Source organism: Chondrinema litorale, assembly GCF_026250525.1.
GTDB classification, from domain to species: domain Bacteria; phylum Bacteroidota; class Bacteroidia; order Cytophagales; family Flammeovirgaceae; genus Chondrinema; species Chondrinema litorale.
Window position 1 is genome coordinate 4,385,040 of the sequence record NZ_CP111043.1, and the last position, 14,984, is coordinate 4,400,023.

The following is a 14,984-nucleotide window of genomic DNA, read 5'->3' on the forward strand; positions in this document are numbered from 1 at the left end:
AATGTCAGGAGCTTGATATATTCAAGCTTCTGATTGACAATAAACCTAAAATAGGCCCTGGTAGTAGAGCCAAAAATAAATATGGTTGTATCATATCTATTGAGCTTAAAAAACCTAAGAGCTGAATACTGATTATTGAAATTGTGAAACCGGTGCTGTTTACTATGGTTAGTGCAGTACCGGTTATTTCTTTTGGAGCAGATGCTGCCACTAGAGATGAAAACTGCGGAGAGTCAGATATTACAAAAAAAGACCAGATTAGTAGAAAAGAAATCATTAACCAAAAGGGGAGTATTAGAACAATTGGTGATAATAAACAGCAAAGACCTGAAATACTCAATGAATTTTTAGCAACATAATAACTGCCTTTTTTTAGAGAAAGCAAACCTCCCAAAATACAAGAGAAAAAGCCAATACCTATTATTATAAATGAGCACAAAGAGATGTTAATATATTCGTTGTTAGTATCTCCATAAAGTTTTAATAACCAAGGTAAAAAAGCCCAAAAGGTATATAATTCCCACATATGACCGAAATATCCGAAAGCGCTTTTTCTGAAATTAACATAACTAAAAATTTTAAATATTGCTTTTGGATTAAACTTGCTTCCTTTTTTTCGAAAGGGGCCATCTCTTAAAATTAGGATTAATATTCCGCCACTAATAGCAAAAAGCGATACCGAAATTAAAACATGTTGCCAATTTAATACAGTGTGCATGCTGTTAAGCAAATGAGGAAATGCAGTACCTAATACTAAAGCTCCTACTAAAAAGCCAAGTGCTTTGCCTAAACCCTTTTCATACCAATCTGCTGCTATTTTCATACCCACGGGGTATATACCAGCCAGAAATACACCAGTTAAAAACCTGAAAGTAATTAGTAGGGGTAAAGTAATTTGAATAAATAAAATGGATACATTACAAATTGCTCCAGCTAATGCCGAGATAAAAAATACTTTGCTAGGTGAAAATCTATCAGCAATTGAAAATATAGCATAAATGAGTGTGCCAACAATAAATCCTAGCTGAACAGCTGTAGTTATATGGCTTAGTGTATTTTCAGGAAAATGATATGCTTTTTGAAGTTCTGGTAAAATAGCATTACCAGCAAACCATAATGAGGTACCAGCGAATTGTGCAAAAACAATTGATGCAAGTACCCATACGTTGGCTTGCCGGGTATGATTTTTCAATATTGAATTAGTAAAATTTATTGATAAATGTATTCTACTCCTTTGTTTTTACCTGTATGAATTTTCCAGAATTCTTCAGCAATTTTATCAGGAGAAAAATGTGTACCTTCTTTAACATGACCTGCTATAGTTACAGTTCCCACTTTTATACCGCTACCTTTTAGTTCTTGAGCCAAACAGAAAGCTAAACTTCTAATACCGGCTTTACCAATTGCTAAAGAGGTGTATTCAAAATAAGGTTTAAGTGCTAGTCCACCACCAGTTAAAAGAATAGTGCCTTTTTTCTTCTTTTTCATTTCTGGTACTACCAATTGGCAAGATAAAACAGCACCCGCAATATTTACTTTAAAATCGTCTACAAGTGAGTTGTATTCTTGTTTTGTAGGTACTTCTTTCCTAATTACTGCTGCATTGTACAATAATGTATCAGGAATACCTACTTCTGATTTAACTTTCTTGAAAGTGTTTTCTAGCTCCAGATTATTAGATACATCACATGAGTAGTAAGAATTTTCAACATTTTCGGAAGTTAAAATGTCACTAAGCTTTTGAAGCTTATCTGCATTTCTCGAAATAAGTACTACGCGATAACTTTCTGTAGCAAATTTTTTAGCAACGTTAAAGCTGATTCCTGGCCCTGCTCCAACAATAATGATTATTGGCTTTTCCATTTAATAGGTTAAAAAAATTGAGAATAAAAAAATACTCAATGATTTTAGCAAAAACCGATCAAAATTCAAATACTTAAGCCAAGTAATATTTTGAAAATAAGGTATACTTCAATTAAAACAACTATTATTCTTGATTAGAATGATATTCTATTTTAATTGATGGAACTTTTAAGCAAGAAGTTTTTATTAGAAATTTGCTGAATAAGTAATATCTATATTAAATAAGAGTGGTAAGCTAAATTATATGCTGCAAGGGTATTTTACAGCTTTCATATATAGAGTCATTTCGTTTTTCCAATCTTCCTCAACCTTCAAAACTAAATGTGTTTTGTCTACTTCTTTTACAGAAAAAAAATCAACTTTATTAATATGTTGGTAGGTGAGTTCTATTTTTTGATTTGTTTCATCATAATTCCAAACCCCTTGATAGCAAGTGCCACCATCAACTCTTATAAATGTAAAATCATTTCTTAAATCTAGATAGTCTTGTTTTTCAATATCAGATGGACTCATTACTGAACCTCTAATGCTAGATTTATCAAATTGCCAAGTTTTGGCTAATGTTAAAAAATCATTTTGACCATAAGTAATATTTGCAATGAGTAATAAACTGCAAATTTGAGATATGTTTAAAAACAGCAATTTCATTTTGAGTTTTATTTAGATTAAAACAAGAATCTGGTCATATGAAGTTTGTGAATGTTTCAGGTCTTTATCTAATGATGTTTCAATTTAAAGAATGGTTGCTTAATAGGATAAAAAAAAATTACTTTTAACACATCATTAACGTTTTTGATGATTCTAATAGAAGATGCATGAGAGGGTGAAAATGGACAATATAAAGCCTAAATCTACATTTAAACTATAGTTAAACTTATCTCATATGCATCATTCATCTAGTCAGGAAGAATACATTAAAGAACTGGAAGAAAAAATAAAATCTAAAGATAGAAAAATTGAAGTTCTAAAAACTCAGCTAAAAGAGCGTAGGGTAGAAGGAAGTAAAATTCTGAGCGAAATAAGGCGGATGAATCAGAATATTGTTTCGAAGAAAATCGAATTTGCAGACATAGTTGAAAAAGTTAAGAACTTTAATAACGAATTTGTAATTCATCATGAAGATGCATTAAAAACGATTGATTTAGTTTATATGCTAAATCAAGACTTGCTACTAGAAAATGCAGACCTCAAAGACCAAAAAGTAAAACTTCTTGAAGCGAACGACAAGCTAAAGAAAATTGCTAAAATCTGGGAAGAGAATTTTGAGAAAAATAATGAAGCAACTAATACTCTTTTTGAAACAGAACAAAAACTGAGAGAGAAAAGTCAAAGGTTAGAAGCTGCTTATACCAAAACTTATCAAAAAATTACAGAAAGTATAAATTATGCGAAAAAACTTCAGGAAGCGATGATGCCTGATAGTTTACCTGTTCAGCATAATTTAAGTGATACATTTATTTTCTGGCAACCCAAAGACATTGTAAGTGGTGATTTTTACTGGATGTGTGAAAAAAACTACAAGATAATAGTTGCCGCGGTTGATTGTACTGGTCATGGTGTGCCAGGTGCCATTATGAGTGCAGTAGGAATAAGGTTACTAAATGAAATTGTTTTTGTTAAAGGCATATTAGAACCCTCTGCAATATTATATGAGTTAGATAAAAATGTGAATAATATGCTTGTTCATTCAAAAGAGAAAAGAAGAGAAGGAATGGACGCTGCTATCTGTGTGATTGATAATATTCCAGAATATTACAGAGAATATATTGGTGAAAAGAAAATTAAATATGCTGGGGCTAGACAGCCATTTGTTTATATTAAAGATGGAGAGCTTCACAGAGTTAGAGGGGATAAGAAATCGATTGGTGAAAAATCTCAATTGATTGATAATGATGATTTTAAATATACACAGCATGAGGTTTTAGTTGATAGTCCAGTAAGTTTTTATTTATTTAGCGATGGATTTCAAGATCAGTTTGGTGGATTAGGCAAAAAGTTTTCATTAAGAAGAATGGAAGAAATCTTTTTAGCTAATTATAAAAAGCCAATGGATGAACAGAAAGACATTATTACTAATGAATTTATAATCTGGAAAGGAGATGAACAGCAAATTGATGATGTAACTGTAATGGGATTTAAAGTTGTTTAACTGTTTTTTTGACTTTTCTTAAATCTTCGTGGAAAATTTTCAGGTATATAAGGATTTTTTAAGCTAAACTTCTATATTTGCACCCTGAAAATTTTTGTACAATCATCAAACCTTAAATAAATGAGTTTGAAGCATTATGAGACAGTTTTCATAATAACTCCCATTCTGTCTGAACAAGAGATAGAGGAGACTGTCGCAAAGTTTAAAAGCTGGCTCGAAGAGCAAAAAGCTGAAATATATCACGCAGAAAAATGGGGTCTTAAGAAACTTGCTTACCCTATTGACAACAAAACTACTGGTGTTTACCAATTGTTCGAGTTTAAAGCTGATCCAACCGTTATTCAAACACTTGAAATCGAATACAAAAGGGACGAGAAAATTCTTAGATTCTTAACCGTAAGCTTAGACAAATACGGCGTTGAATTTAACGAAAAGAGAAGAAGCGGTGCATTTAAGAAAAAATCAGAAACATCTAAAGAGGAGGTAGCATCATGACACTAGTTAATGAATCAGTAAACCGCGGAGAAGTAAAGAAAAAATACTGCAGGTTTAAAAAACATAGAATAAAATATATCGATTATAAGGATCCTGAATTTCTTGCTAAATTCTTAAATGAGCAAGGAAAAATCCTTCCAAGAAGAATTACAGGAACTAGTTTGAAGTATCAGAAAAAAGTTGCTAAGGCAGTAAAAAGAGCTAGACAAATAGCGCTTCTTCCTTACGTAACTGATGGTTTCAAATAATCTTTATACCAGTTTAGTGAATGATATTTTCATTTCACAATCTATAAAAAATATTAGTCATGGAAATTATACTTAAAGATGATATAAAAGGGCTAGGTTATAAAGACGATGTTGTAACTGTAAAGCCTGGATACGGAAGAAATTATTTAATTCCACAAGGATTAGCAATTTTAGCTACTGAATCTAATAAGAAGGTTCTTGCTGAAAACTTGAAACAAGCTTCTCATAAAGCAGAAAAAGTTAAAACAGAAGCTGAAGCAATAGCTAATTCTATTGGGGATTTAGAGCTTTCAATTGGAGCTAAAGCTGGAGAAAGTGGTAAAATCTTTGGTGCTGTAACTGCACTTCAAATTGCTGATTCTCTTAAAGCTAAAGGTTTTGATATTGATAGAAGAAAAATTTCTTTTAGCTCAGATATCAAAATGTTAGGAGAGTACACTGTACTTCTTGATCTTCATAAAGAAGTGAAAAAAGAGATTACTATTAAAGTTGTTGAAGAGTAATAGTATCTTTAAAAAAAAATAGAAAGGCCTGAATTTTTCAATTCAGGCCTTTCTATTTTTAAGCTATTCTACAATTACTATTGGAAAGTCTTGACCACGGCTGTAACCAGTTGGATATTGGGGTTTACCTCTAAACTTCTCACTAAGTTGAGGAACTCTATCTTCCAAATATCCTTTTAATTCATTTACTGTAATCTTTTTATCTTTTAAACCTCCATCGGCATTTCCTTTCATGGCTTCGAGAATCGAATAAGTAAACACACCATGACCTAACTCTTCAAATTCTGAAGCAAATTCTTCTTGTCCACTAGCAGCTAAAAGTACTACTCCAGCACTTCTGGCTAATTGCATCATGGCTTTTTGTTCTTTTGGGCCTCTACTTACAAATGAACTGATTGCTCCACCTGATTGACAAGCATCGAGAACTATCAATTGTTTTTGAGCTTGAATTTTTCTTGAAAACTCCATTAGCTCAGAAGAAGATATGGCTTTTTCTGCTAATTGTTCTTCAGCTCCATAAACCTGTGTTACATCATATGGGATTAGATAATATTCTGAATTGCGGTTTTCATTAGCTTCTGCTAAAGCACCATGACCAGCATAATAGAAGACGAAAACATCATTAGGTTGGGCGTTTTCAGCGACAGAATCTAATACACTTCTGATATAAACAGCACTAGCATTCTGATCATAGATTTCATACTGATTTATATTTTTGAAAATTTTATTACTCCCTTTTTTCAAGCTAGAAATAAATTCTGCGGCATCAGTCTTTGCTACATTTAATTTATAGTTCGGATTGAGGTATTCGTTAATTCCTATGCAAACTACATGTAAATTTGCTTGAGGTTTGTAAGGACTATCATACACGATATTCATGATATCATGCATAGATTCAGTTCTTTCATTATTATAAGCCATGGTGCTAAACCTATTTTCGCCCTCAATTAATGTTGCCTCAATTTCAACTTTTACTATTTCTCCATCTTCTGGTCTGTTTTTGTATTCTGTTCCTGTAGTATAAATTAGCTTACCATTTTGATATACTCTAATTTCATCTATACCTCCACCATTATCGATTGTTTCTGATGCAATTTTTATTTTCTCTGTAGAACTTGTAAATGACCTAGTTTTTGTATCGAACCGGAGGTGTTTATTAACAGAAACAGGATCGGTAAACTCTATATCATTAGGAATATTTACAAACTCGAAAATATTGAATTCCATGTCGTTAGGGTCTTCTCCACTTATAATTCTTGACCATAACTCTGGGGTATAAAATTTCTCAAAATATGATTCTAGAGGAATAACCTCACTGCCATTTACATAATGTAGTGCATTTTTAATTCCTTCAATAGTACCCTCAAAATATCCTCTTTTTGTTACTACCACATAGTCTTCTCCATTTTCCATAATTATAAGAGTAGCTAGCTCTCTCATTTTCGATAAATCCCATAATGTAATCCGAGAGTCATCACTACCACTTACAAGATATTTACCATCAGGGCTGAAAGTAAGTTGGTTTACATCTGCATCGTGGCTTTTAAGTTCATAGAGCTTTTTACCCGTTTCTGTGTCCCACAGGATGATGTTTTTATCTCTGCTTCCAGAGGCAAGTATATTTTTTTTAGGATGTAATGCTAGACAAAGTACTTCATCTTTATGGCCTGTAAATTCATTAATGATGGTGCCATTTCCTGCCCATTTTTTTATTGATTTGTCAAAGCCAGCAGTAAAAATAAATTGACCATCATGACTAGTTTTTACAGCTCTCACAGCTCCTTCATTTGCTTTAGCTTTTGCTATTAAGTTTCCGCTAGTTATGTCCCAGACTTTAAGTAAGCTGTTGTGACCTGCACTCAAAAGAAATTTGCCATTAGGGCTAAAATCAAGATTCCAAGCAGGCTCATAATATGCTTTGGTATTTCCAAATAAAGTATCTATTGATCTGTAAGTATCTCGTTCCCAAAGAATAACAGTTCCATCTGTACTGCCACTGGCAAATATTTTTCCACTAGGATGATAAGCTACTGAAAAAATACCTTTCCTATGTGCTTTAAATATGTGTCTGTTATTGTTTCCGTCTTTATCTGTTTTCCAAACTACAGCTGTTTTATCTGCACTACCACTAAGAATTTCATTACTATTTGGTGCAAATGCAATTGACCTTATATCGCTTTTGTGGCCTTGAAGTTTTTGGTATATTTTACCTGATGGCATATCCCAAAGTATAATATCTTTGCCATCGTTCACTATGGCTAATTTATCTCCGGTATAGTTAAAAGATAGACCAGTTATTTTTTTTGAATACCCAGTCAGCTTGCAGATCATGTCTCCTTTTTCGACATTAAGTACAACAGTTTGTTCTAGTTCATTTCCACAAGCTATAATATTACCCTCTGGGTTATAAGCTACAGAAGAAATCCAACTGAGTTTGGTAGGGAAGCTTTTTAATAATTTTCCGTTTTGGCTTCTCCACATATTAATTTGGTGGTTTACTCCACCACTAATAATATACTTACCGTCTACACTATAACTAAAAGAGTTTGAGTTGCCTAAATTATCTGGTAAATTGTAAAGCATTTCTCCACTTACAATATCCCATGTTTTAATAGTTTTATCTTGACTACAGCTGGCAAAAGACATTCCATCTGGATTGAACTTAACTGTATTAATTTTTTCGGTATGCCCACTGTACTCTCTAAGCTTTTTATTATTTGAAAGTGACCATAAAATTACTTTGTTATCCCAACCACCGCTTACTAAATATCTGCCATTAGAATTAAACGTGAGTGTGCTCGTGCTTTTTTCATGACCTGCGAATGTATGAATGGTTTTTCCTGATAATACTTCCCAAATTTTAATACTTGTGTCTGAACTATCTTTAGAAAAATCGCCTGAACCGCTGGCTACAATTAAATCATCTGGGCTAAACGCAACTGTTTGTACAGGGCTATTGTGTCCTTCTAAAGTCTGGATGTTCATTCCTGTACTAACTTCCCAAACTTTAACAGTTTGATCGTAGCTGCCACTTACCAGCAGTTTACCATCACTACTAAATGAAATTGCATTTACCTTAGAGATATGTCCATCTAATGTTCTCAAAAGTCTACCAGAAGTAATATCCCAAAGTTTAATAACACCATCAGATGCAGTAGTGGCAATGGTCGTATGTGAGGGATTAATGGTAACAAATGTAGCTCTTCCTTCATGACCGATTTGAGCAGTTAGTTTTGGACTTTGTGCATAAATAAGTGAGAAAGGAGAAAAAATTATGAAAAAAAATATAAAGCAATTTCTCATGATTTTGAGGAAATATGGTTTAATCAAGTGATTATATATAATTGAATCAAAAATTACAGCTATTTGCTAAAGCATGTTTCTGGGAAAAACGGCTAGCAGAATTGAATATTTTGGATAAAATGTAGGAATGAATATTAAAAGCAAAACCCATACGTCAAAGACATATGGGTTAAGGGTGTTTCTGAAATCGTCAGACTTTCTGACGCTATATTATCATTGAAAATCATGCCAAGCCTTAAGATTTATTCACTTTTATATAGTTTTTTTACGATTTGCTGATTTTTGTTTTTCAGTATAATTATATAGAATCCATTTTTCAAATCACCCAATTCTATTTCGTGATTTACTTCAAAACTACTTTTTAGGAAACTGCTCTCTTCTATACTTCTTCCATTAATATCTACAATTGAATATTGAATTTGGCCTGTAAATACACCAGATAAAGAAATAGCACATTCATCTTTTGCCGGATTCGGATACAAAGTTACATTTTGTAGTATAAAAGGATTTTCAGTTGCAGTTACAAGAAACATGGAAGAAAGAGTGGTGCAACTACCATTTTTAATTTGTACCTGATAATTATCTTTTTTGATTGGCACATATTTATTTGATGTAGCTCCTGAGATTGCTACTCCTCCCTTATACCATTGATAGCTACTTCCACTAGTTGCATAAAGTGTATCACCTTCTTGATAAATTGAAGCTCCATTCACTTTAATACTTATAATGGTATCATTTGATGCATTTTGTAAGTCCTTTGCTTCAAGTTTTAAGCTTACAATATCAGCATCTGGAGTATTTGTTTTAAAAATGAGATATTTATCAGAGGAAATTTCATAGCTGACATCATTATCACTTAGAAAACCATTTTCAGATTCTGAGAAAGATAGTGTAAATTGAATATCATCAAAAAATCCATCTCGATCTTTCACTATATTTTGTAGATTAATTTCTAGTTCAGTTTCTGGGCAAGTTGTATAGGTTTGTTTTACACTAAATTTTGGCGCATCATTTTCAGGCAATATTATAATATTAAATGTGTCACTTGTTGTGAGTTCACCATCACTAGCTGTAACTATAGTTTTAACTTCTCCATCAAAATCAGGCGTTAAACTAATCCAAACAGAATCTTCTATTATTTCAATAGAAACAGCAGTATCAGCTGGAGTAAAGCTAAAGTATATTTGCTGGCTGTCTGGTTCAGCAAAGTAAGAACTTAATTCTGAAGTGAGTAAGTAAGGTTCACTATCTTCATAAAGTGTTACATCCGAAAACTCTTTGAGTAAAATGGGTGAATCGGGTAGGGGAATTACCTCAATCATAAAACTGAATTCACTTGTTGCTAAACTATCATCAGTGGCGAAAATGGTGATAGTGCCAGTGCCATGAAAGTGTGGAGCTAATTCTATTTGTAATGTGTCTTTGTGAAAAACTGGAATAAGTCCAGATGTGTCAGATGAAAAAGTAAAATCTAATTTATTATCTTCAACATCTGTAATTACATTGCTTAACCTTGTTGAAATAATTCTAGGGCCTGAGTCTTCATCCCACAGTTGATCTTTAAATTCAGTTTTAGCTATAGGATAATCATTAACTGACAAAACCGTAACCAAGATTGTATCGAATGCTGAGATACCACCGCCTTCGGCTTCTACCACCAATTGCACTTCTCCAAAGTAATCATTAGTTCCTTCTATACTTAGTTCAACTCCATTAATTGTTGCTACAATATCATCCTCATTGGTGTATGCATAAAAAGTTAACTCATCTCCGTCTCCATCTGCAAATACATTATTGAGATCGTCTCTAATAACAATACTTGGATTATCTTCTAAAATACTGAAATCTGGAATTGAGTCTGTAATTCTGGGAGTAGGAAAGTCTATTGTTTTACATGTAATAGTGGTATCGCAAAAGCTATATACCGTTTGGCAAATCTGATAAGTACCTCCTTGAGTATATGTGTACTCAGGTTCAACAGCATAAAGGCTGTCTCCATTATCCATATCCCAAATATAATCTACAGCATATTTACTTTGATCTGTAAAAGTGATTGTATTATCTGTTTTATCGTAATCGAAACCTCCCAAAACACCTTCAGGCGAACAATAATCATATTCACCAAGTCCTGTTAAACTCCATTCATCGTCTTCGCTTTGTACTCGTACTAATACTGCATGTCTGCCAAGATCGGAAGTATCATTACTCATGAGTAATGTTTCAGAAACCTCTATTAGGTAATCTGGTGTTATAGAAAGGGATTCAGCATTTTCAAAACCTGGATCAGGACCATCTATAAAGTACTCTACTTTTTTTATCTTTTTGGCTTCTAAAATGTTTGGTGTGTAATCTTCAAGAAAAAATCTTGAATACTTATTAAGACTCCAATTCCCTTCTGCATCTTTAGTTCGCATAACCAGAGAATGTTCTCCGGCCTCCAAACCAATAGTTTTAAAGGATTCTGTTAATGTAAAGCTTGTACTTTCGCTTAATAATTGAATCTTTGTACCATTACCGACGCCAGGGTCATTATCTACAAAATATTCGATTTCTTCCAGATTATTTGCTGTAGGAGTTTCATAATCATCTTCAATAAAGAATCTTGAGTAATTACTTAAACTCCAATTATTGTTTTCATCTTTAATTCTAATAATGATTATGTGTTCTCCGATACTTAGATTTTTTACAGGAAGTTCAAAAGGAATTTCCAATGTTGTATCAGGGCTTGAAACTGGAATTGAAATTCCGTTGCCTACACCCGGATCAACATCTATGAAATACTCTGCTTCAGTAATTTTTTGTGCAAATGTATTTATTACTATAAGCATCAAAAATCCTGTAATGAACAAAATTCTGTTCATGAGCTCTGTTTTAGTTTACGAATTAGATTTTTAGTTCTGAGTGGGAAAAATACCTTTAATAGTGAACTTTAAAGTATCATCCACACCCAATACAGGATTGTTTACATTAATAGATTGCACATGAGGGTGCCCGTATCTAATTAAAGTGCTGAATGGATATTCACCTCCGGTTATACCAATATCAGTTCCTTCTGTTCCACTGCCAATTGCAGGAGAGCCATCTTTTAAAGTAAAATCTGAAGAAACGATTGTGCTCAATTCTTCCCAACTACTTTTAGCAGCATTAAAAGAAGGATTTTTATTTTGGAAGTTATTAGAGCCAAACACATTATCTACACCACCATTAAAATTATCACTTGTTTGATAAGAAAGATTTCTATCGAAAATGCAGAAATCGCTGGTGCTTGTACCAATGGCGTTTTCTTGCGAATTTCCCCAGAATATATTGTTGGCTATGGTCGCATTATACACATTAGCAAGAGCGATTTTACCATAGATTGCTGGGTTAAAAATATTATTTCGGATAAGTAGATTTACACCTCCGCCATTTGCAACCTGACCAAGAATATTGTTTTCGATATTGATATTGGCTGACTCGTCAATATCTTGCCAGTAGTTGAAAAAGATAAGCGGAGTAATAGAATTGATGATTTTTAACTCAGTACTTTTGAAGGTATTATTTACCGCTTCAAAGTCAATACGGTCAGAGTAAATATATTCAAGACTGATGTTATTGATAGTCGTGCTTTCTTCACCTTCTACAGTAATTCTGGTCGTTAGAATGTTGGCTATCTTTACATCGCTAGCACTCGCTTTAATTCTTATTTTATTAAACTTAGTTTCTTCACCACCATAAGTATTCCTGTCATTATAATAACCTCCACCGATAATTGTAATCGGCTTTGTAATTACGAGAGAGTCTTCTCCATCATAATTTTCTTTTGCAGGATGTACATAAAGAATATCACCATCATTAGCAGCATTGAGAGCGGTAAAAATATCATCGTATTGAGCAGGTATTTTAGGGTTAATACTTACAGTAAGTACTGTCTGAGCGTATGCAGTTTTTACATTAATAGAGAAAATAAGTAGAATTCCCCATAAAACATGCTTAATTACTTGATAGTAAGTCGCTAAACCTTTGAAGTACTGGAACATATACACTAATTTTGTATTACAAAGACAAAGAAAAAATTACAGTAAATAACACTTTCTTACCTGTGGTAAGCTCTTACTAAACGGTACTTTCTGTTTTGTAATATTTAAAATCGAAAGGTTATTATTTAGTGAGTTGTCCGAATTAATATCTCATCGAAATTGTTCCTGAACTTGTTTAGAAGATAATCTGACTTTTGACTTACGCTACAAAAAATATCGCAATTTTCTTTTTCTGCTGCTTTTTGACATTGGATTCATTTGCTCAAAAAAAATTGAATTTTAAAGAAATTCATGAATACATTGTAGATTACGGCGACACGCCATATAAGTATATAAGTGATTTATATGCGGTGCCAGAGAAAGATAAAAATTATATCTGTGCCCTTTATCTTACACATCAAGCATATAAAAAAGAGGCAGAACGGTTACAGAGCAAAACATCATTAAATCGCTCTCAGGTTTTGCTAGATTCATCCCTTATTTATTTGGAAAAAACGAGAGGCTTTTTAACCAGAAAAGAGTTTTCTAAACAGTTAGATTATTTTGCGCCACTAGTAGGTAACTACGGCATTTATGACAGTGAAGAGCAGTTGTACAACGATTTTGTAGATATAATTTTAACAAGTGAAAGAGAAATATTAATAAAGAGAAATACGATTGTAAAAGTCCAAGATGCTTTTGATACTTTTTCGAAAAGTTATGATAATCTTCTTGCTTCTTATTCAGAATTACTATTGAATTATCCACTAAAAAATGATCTGCTAGTATTGTCAGATCAAGAATATGAAGAGGTAATCAGTAATTTCAAAAATATATTATTAGAAACCGAAAACACTTTAAATCGATATCAATCTATCTTAGCTACTGAAAATGATGGTGTTAATGTAGACTTTAAAAGAAAACCGGTTGATACATACGATTTTATAGTTTCAGAGAAGCAAATTGAATTATTAAAAGAAGGGGTATATTTCGATTTTAATAATTGGCTTGCACTAATTGAAAATGCTAGGCTCAACAAAATAGGAGATTTTTGGGATGAATTAGCTACTGCGCATTCTTTATTACAGAGAAATCTTTTTGTTTTAAGTAAAGGAAAAGTGCCAACTGAAAATATAGAGTTAGACTCCAGAATCATTGATAAAATCAAATACATCGATGCTGAATCTGCTTTAATCCCATATTTACTGTACTTAGGAGCAAAAAATGACTTGCTCAAGACTCAGCTAAAAGAAAGTAATTTCAATTCAGTAGAGAAGTTTTATGTCGATTTACATCAATTTCTGCAACAGTGTAAATTTAACTTGCAACTTCTTGAAAGTAGATTGAAATCAGGCAAGAATGAAAAAAATCAATTGTTCTTTCAAAATTTAGCAAAAAACAAAGATGGATTATTGCTATTTATAAGCAACGAAGGCGGTTTTTTACTCGAAAAAGAAGTTGAAGTTAGTAATAGTTTAAAGTCGCTTCTTGTAAATGACTTCCTAAGTAATCGCTTCAAGCCTTCATTTGTGAGTTACCAATCATTAAATCTGGCAACTTATATACAAAGCTTAAACACAGTTCAAAATCAAGGTAAATCTTTAACTACAGCAGTAAAAACAGAAAGTGGAGCACAAATAATTGGTGGTAGCTTGCTTAATACTAAAGTAGTTCCTTTTGTCTCAGTAGTAGAAGGTAATTCAGTGAAGTCTTTTGCTCAGAACTTTATTACACAAAACGATTTTAATGAGCCATTCGATTATTTCCACTGCTCTGCAACGTTTAAAAGTAATAATGGCTTTGGTGCAGTTTTTTATCCTGAAAAATTAGAAAAATCAACTTTTGAAAAACAACAAGGACTTTTATTATTTTTCAACAATAGTGGTCAGCTTCAAAAGAAAATTCAACTACCATATTCCAGAAAAATATCAAATGTGCTCACAGCAGATAATGGTAGCGGTTACGTACTCATGTCTGAAAATGAATACCTTGCTGCCTCTTACTTTAAGTCTGAATTGATGTTTATAAATACTTTGGGAACAGTTGTTTGGAAGAAAGTATTACCATTTACCACATTCGATTCGAATATTAAATTTTCTGATAATGGGATTCTAGTTTTTGCCAATGCAATTCAAAAAGTGCCGGGTAACGACCATATCAAAAGTGAAGTAAAAGTGCTTTCATTTAACAAAGAGGGAGGCTTAGTTTTAGAAAAAGATATACCCACAACCAGCTCTCGTTTTGCTAGCAAAATACAAAAAGATCAATCTGGCAAATGGCTAATATTAGGTTTTATTGGGAATAACGATTTGTATAACCTGAGAGAAAAAGATGTCTTTTTTTATATGCTAGATCACAGCTTCGACGATTTGGGTGGAGGTGAACTAACTTCTGTAGAAAGACCTTAACTAATAATATCAGCGAT

General features: G+C 32.6%; 11 protein-coding genes. 5 read left to right on the forward strand and 6 right to left on the reverse strand.

Going from position 1 to position 14,984, the window contains the following annotated elements; genetic code table 11:
• Positions 1–4: 4 nt before the first annotated feature.
• The 3 genes from OQ292_RS18130 to OQ292_RS18140 form a co-directional block, all read right to left on the reverse strand.
• Positions 5–1,192 (reverse strand): MFS transporter, encoded by a 1,188-nt coding sequence (locus OQ292_RS18130; protein WP_284683558.1) that lies wholly within the window; start codon positions 1,190–1,192, stop codon positions 5–7.
• Positions 1,193–1,209: 17 nt separating this feature from the next.
• Positions 1,210–1,863, reverse strand: a complete 654-nt coding sequence (locus OQ292_RS18135; RefSeq protein ID WP_284683559.1) for an SDR family NAD(P)-dependent oxidoreductase — start codon at positions 1,861–1,863, stop codon at positions 1,210–1,212.
• Between the two features lie 240 nt (positions 1,864–2,103).
• The gene (locus OQ292_RS18140) at positions 2,104–2,511 is read right to left on the reverse strand and encodes a lipocalin family protein (RefSeq protein WP_284683560.1); all 408 of its coding nucleotides are present in this window, start codon (positions 2,509–2,511) and stop codon (positions 2,104–2,106) included.
• 235 nt (positions 2,512–2,746) lie between these two features.
• Between OQ292_RS18140 and OQ292_RS18145 the strand changes: the two genes are divergently transcribed.
• The 4 genes from OQ292_RS18145 to rplI all read left to right on the forward strand — a co-directional run bounded on the left by OQ292_RS18145 (position 2,747) and on the right by rplI (position 5,258).
• On the forward strand, positions 2,747–4,012 hold the full coding sequence (locus tag OQ292_RS18145) for a SpoIIE family protein phosphatase (RefSeq protein WP_284683561.1): 1,266 nt from the start codon (positions 2,747–2,749) through the stop codon (positions 4,010–4,012).
• A 120-nt stretch (positions 4,013–4,132) separates the two neighbouring features.
• Positions 4,133–4,507: a 30S ribosomal protein S6 gene (gene rpsF / locus OQ292_RS18150; RefSeq protein WP_284683562.1), complete on the forward strand. Its 375-nt coding sequence runs from the start codon at positions 4,133–4,135 to the stop codon at positions 4,505–4,507.
• Positions 4,504–4,755, forward strand: coding sequence for a 30S ribosomal protein S18 (gene rpsR, locus OQ292_RS18155; protein ID WP_284683563.1), 252 nt, complete (start codon positions 4,504–4,506; stop codon positions 4,753–4,755). Before rpsF ends, rpsR begins: the two co-directional genes overlap by 4 nt.
• 59 nt (positions 4,756–4,814) lie before the next feature.
• Entirely contained in the window at positions 4,815–5,258 is a 444-nt protein-coding gene (gene rplI / locus OQ292_RS18160) for a 50S ribosomal protein L9 (protein ID WP_284683564.1), read from the forward strand.
• Between the two features lie 63 nt (positions 5,259–5,321).
• Here the strand turns inward: rplI and OQ292_RS18165 are convergent, their stop codons facing one another.
• The 3 genes from OQ292_RS18165 to OQ292_RS18175 all read right to left on the reverse strand — a co-directional run bounded on the left by OQ292_RS18165 (position 5,322) and on the right by OQ292_RS18175 (position 12,580).
• Entirely contained in the window at positions 5,322–8,561 is a 3,240-nt protein-coding gene (locus tag OQ292_RS18165; protein ID WP_284683565.1) for a WD40 domain-containing protein, read from the reverse strand.
• Positions 8,562–8,803: 242 nt separating this feature from the next.
• Entirely contained in the window at positions 8,804–11,422 is a 2,619-nt protein-coding gene (locus OQ292_RS18170; RefSeq protein WP_284683566.1) for a T9SS type A sorting domain-containing protein, read from the reverse strand.
• Between the two features lie 30 nt (positions 11,423–11,452).
• Positions 11,453–12,580 carry a right-handed parallel beta-helix repeat-containing protein gene (locus OQ292_RS18175; RefSeq protein ID WP_284683567.1) on the reverse strand — a complete coding sequence of 376 codons (1,128 nt, stop codon included), beginning with the start codon at positions 12,578–12,580 and terminating at the stop codon, positions 11,453–11,455.
• A 272-nt stretch (positions 12,581–12,852) separates the two neighbouring features.
• Here OQ292_RS18175 and OQ292_RS18180 point away from each other — a divergent pair, with 272 nt between their 5' ends.
• Positions 12,853–14,967 carry a hypothetical protein gene (locus OQ292_RS18180; protein ID WP_284683568.1) on the forward strand — a complete coding sequence of 705 codons (2,115 nt, stop codon included), beginning with the start codon at positions 12,853–12,855 and terminating at the stop codon, positions 14,965–14,967.
• Positions 14,968–14,984: the final 17 nt, after the last annotated feature.